2 protein-coding genes are annotated in these 2,826 nt (G+C 41.2%); both read right to left on the bottom strand.

What is annotated here, in order from left to right; all coding sequences use genetic code 11:
- Window positions 1-22: 22 nt before the first annotated feature.
- Window positions 23-901, bottom strand: coding sequence for a carbohydrate ABC transporter permease (locus ACH2DQ_RS25155; protein WP_394912146.1), 879 nt, complete (start codon window positions 899-901; stop codon window positions 23-25).
- Window positions 902-1,130: 229 nt separating this feature from the next.
- Window positions 1,131-2,537 (bottom strand): ABC transporter substrate-binding protein, encoded by a 1,407-nt coding sequence (locus tag ACH2DQ_RS25150; protein ID WP_394912145.1) that lies wholly within the window; start codon window positions 2,535-2,537, stop codon window positions 1,131-1,133.
- Between the last annotated feature and the right edge of the window lie 289 nt (window positions 2,538-2,826).

Genomic DNA, 2,826 nt, shown 5'->3' with positions numbered 1-2,826 from the left:
TATCCGTTCATATCCGTTCCTCCTATCCCTGTCTGTCAAATTTCTTAATAATCGTTGTTCCAATAATACATATAATGAAGATTACAATTGCAATGGTACTGCCGTATCCGACCTTTCCAAATCCAAAGGACGCATTATACATATACATGGAAAGTGAAGTAGTTGCATTTCCAGGTCCACCTCCGGTGAGCGCCATTGCGGATTCAAACATCTTCACCGTTCCGGAGAAGCTGAATACCAGGCAGGTGATGGTTACCGGGCGCAGGAGCGGCATAAGAATGCTTTTAAATAAATTCCACGCATTGCAGCCGTCAATCTTGGCAGCTTCCATGACGTCATCCGGAATATCCAGCAGGGCACCGTAGAAAATAACTGCATAGAATCCCATGGAAACCCAGACATCCATGACACTTAATGCTTTCAGTGCGGTACTTGCCTGTCCAATCCAGGGCTGCACCCAGTCCTGAAGACCGATATTTGCCAGAATACTGTTTAATAATCCATAGTTTGGCTGAATTTCGTAAATTTTTGCGAATAATTGGCCTACCGCTACTGTTGGCAATACTACCGGGAAAAAGATCAGTGTACGAATCACGTTTTTAAATCTCTTTAACCAGAATTTAAATACAAGTGCCATACACAGTCCAAGAGCAACCTGACCTAACATAACCATGCCGATATACTTCAAGTTCACTACCAGGGCATCTTTAAAACGTGCATCAATAAATAATTTTTCATAATTCTTTAAACCGGAAAAACTCCAGTTCAGCCCAGGTGTGCCATCGTAGAATGAATATACGAATGACCAGATAACCGGAACGAATACCAGCCCTACATATAAGATCAGGCCCGGTATTACAAATAAAGCAATTGCTTTTTTATTTCCTAATACTTTATTCATACTTGCCTCCATTTGCATATCGTAAATCGTAAGCCCGCTCACGATACAGCCTTTATAAGTGCGTCTTTTGTCTGCATTTTGGGTATAAAAAGAGCGACAGGCCGAGATCCAGTCTAATACATGTTTCCATGCTGCTGTCTTTCCCTATTCTATCGCTCTGTTTATTTATTTCCGAGGATAAGAGCCTAATGGATATGCTTGCCTATCCATTTTGACCACTGCCGGTAGGTTATTTGCTCAAATCATACGCATCCTGAATGGACTGCATATATTCCTCCGGTGTCATTTCACCGTTAGCAAGAGTCTGAACGTTATCCTGTGCTGCTGTCTTAGTCTCATTATTCATCATTGCCTCAAACCAGGTAGCTGCATTTGTCACGGAATCTATGGTATTTACAACCTCCTGATTGATCGGGCTTAATTCACCATCAACCGTATATTTATATCCTTTTACAGATCCCATTTCCTTCATTGCATAATCGCCTGCATGTTCTACAAAATATTTTAACCAGTCAGCTGTGGCATCATCATACTTATCTTTGGAGAGTGCCAGAATGTTGCCGCAGTTCATAGGTACTTCCGTTGCCGGGCTAACGGATTCATCCACTACCGGAATGCTGAAATATCCAATTCCGTCTTCTCCTGCCGGGTTGTTTTCACTTGTGATGTCTTCCGTAAACCAGCTTCCGTTGTAGCACATTGCTGACTCACCAGCCAGCATCATATTTCCTGCTGTAGTCTGGTCAACCGTTGTAACACCTTCGCCAAAGTAACCCTTAGAAGCCATATCGGATACCTGCTTTGCTGCCTCTACAAATTTAGGATCCGTAAAGGAGAGTTCTCCTGATGTAGCTTTTGTCAGTGCATCCACACCCATGGTACGGATAACATATGCATTCACCAGACGGCTTAACGGCCACTTTTCAGATCCGCCGATTGACATTGGCTGAACGCCTTTTTCTTTTAATGTGTCACATACTTTTAATAAATCATCCCAGGTCTTTGGAACTTCCACACCTGCATCTTCAAATACCTTCTTGTTATACCAGAAGCCTTCGATATTTAGTCCCAGCGGAAGGTCGTAGATACTGTCGGTATTGGAAAGACCTTTTAAAAGGGTAACTGCGCCTTCTTCGATCTGGTCTGATACACCCAGTTTTTCTAATTGTTCTGATATATTTACCACTTTATCTGCATCGATCAATTCTGTCAGTGGTTGTCCGGCAACATAGGCAAACGCATCCGGAAGGTCATTGGAGGCCACTAATGTAGCAACCTTCGTGGTCAGGTCATTTGCAGAAACCAGTTCGAATTCAAACTCAAAGTTCGGATTTACTTCTTCCTGGTACTGTTTTGTCAGGTTATATAATAATTTTCCTTCTTTTGTATCTTCCGCCCAAATGGATAAAATCTTGAATTTCTTAGCAGGTTTGTCAGAATCTGCAGATGCCGTATCATTTCCGTCCTCACTATTATCTGCTGCGGCATCTGAATCTGTTTTTGTTTCAGCAGAAGTATCCGCTGCTGTTCCTGCCTGTGTCTCTTTTGTCGTTTCTCCTGAAGAAGAACCACATCCTGCTAAAGCCCCCATAACCATTGCTGCAGAGAGAATGGCTGCAAGTATACGTTTTTTCATTCTATTTTCCTCCATAAATCCTTCATTTTATAATTTAAATGCTGTCAGTTTTTCGAAAAACTTGTTATATATACATCATATCAGCTTTTAAAAATAATTATAGTCATTAATTTTTTATAAAATGTTAGGATTTTTTAGGAAAACTGAAATTTTCTGTCCGCGATCTCTTTATTTACAATTTCCCGTAGTTTCTGAAAAAACCGACTGCTATAAGGATAAGAAACCAGGGTTATGGGTTCTTCTGCTGCCTGTCTGATCAAATCCATAACATATTACATGGATGTGAGTT

This window comes from Robinsoniella sp. (assembly GCF_034124845.1).
Note: the sequence above shows the minus strand (reverse complement) of the source record. Positions and strands in the feature narration are given on the sequence as shown.

Excerpts from the sequence above, each read along its gene's own strand:
- ACH2DQ_RS25155 (WP_394912146.1), bottom strand. The coding sequence starts at position 901 with ATGAATAAAGTATTAGGAAATAAAAAAGCAATTGCTTTATTTGTAATA.
- ACH2DQ_RS25150 (WP_394912145.1), bottom strand. The coding sequence starts at position 2,537 with ATGAAAAAACGTATACTTGCAGCCATTCTCTCTGCAGCAATGGTTATG.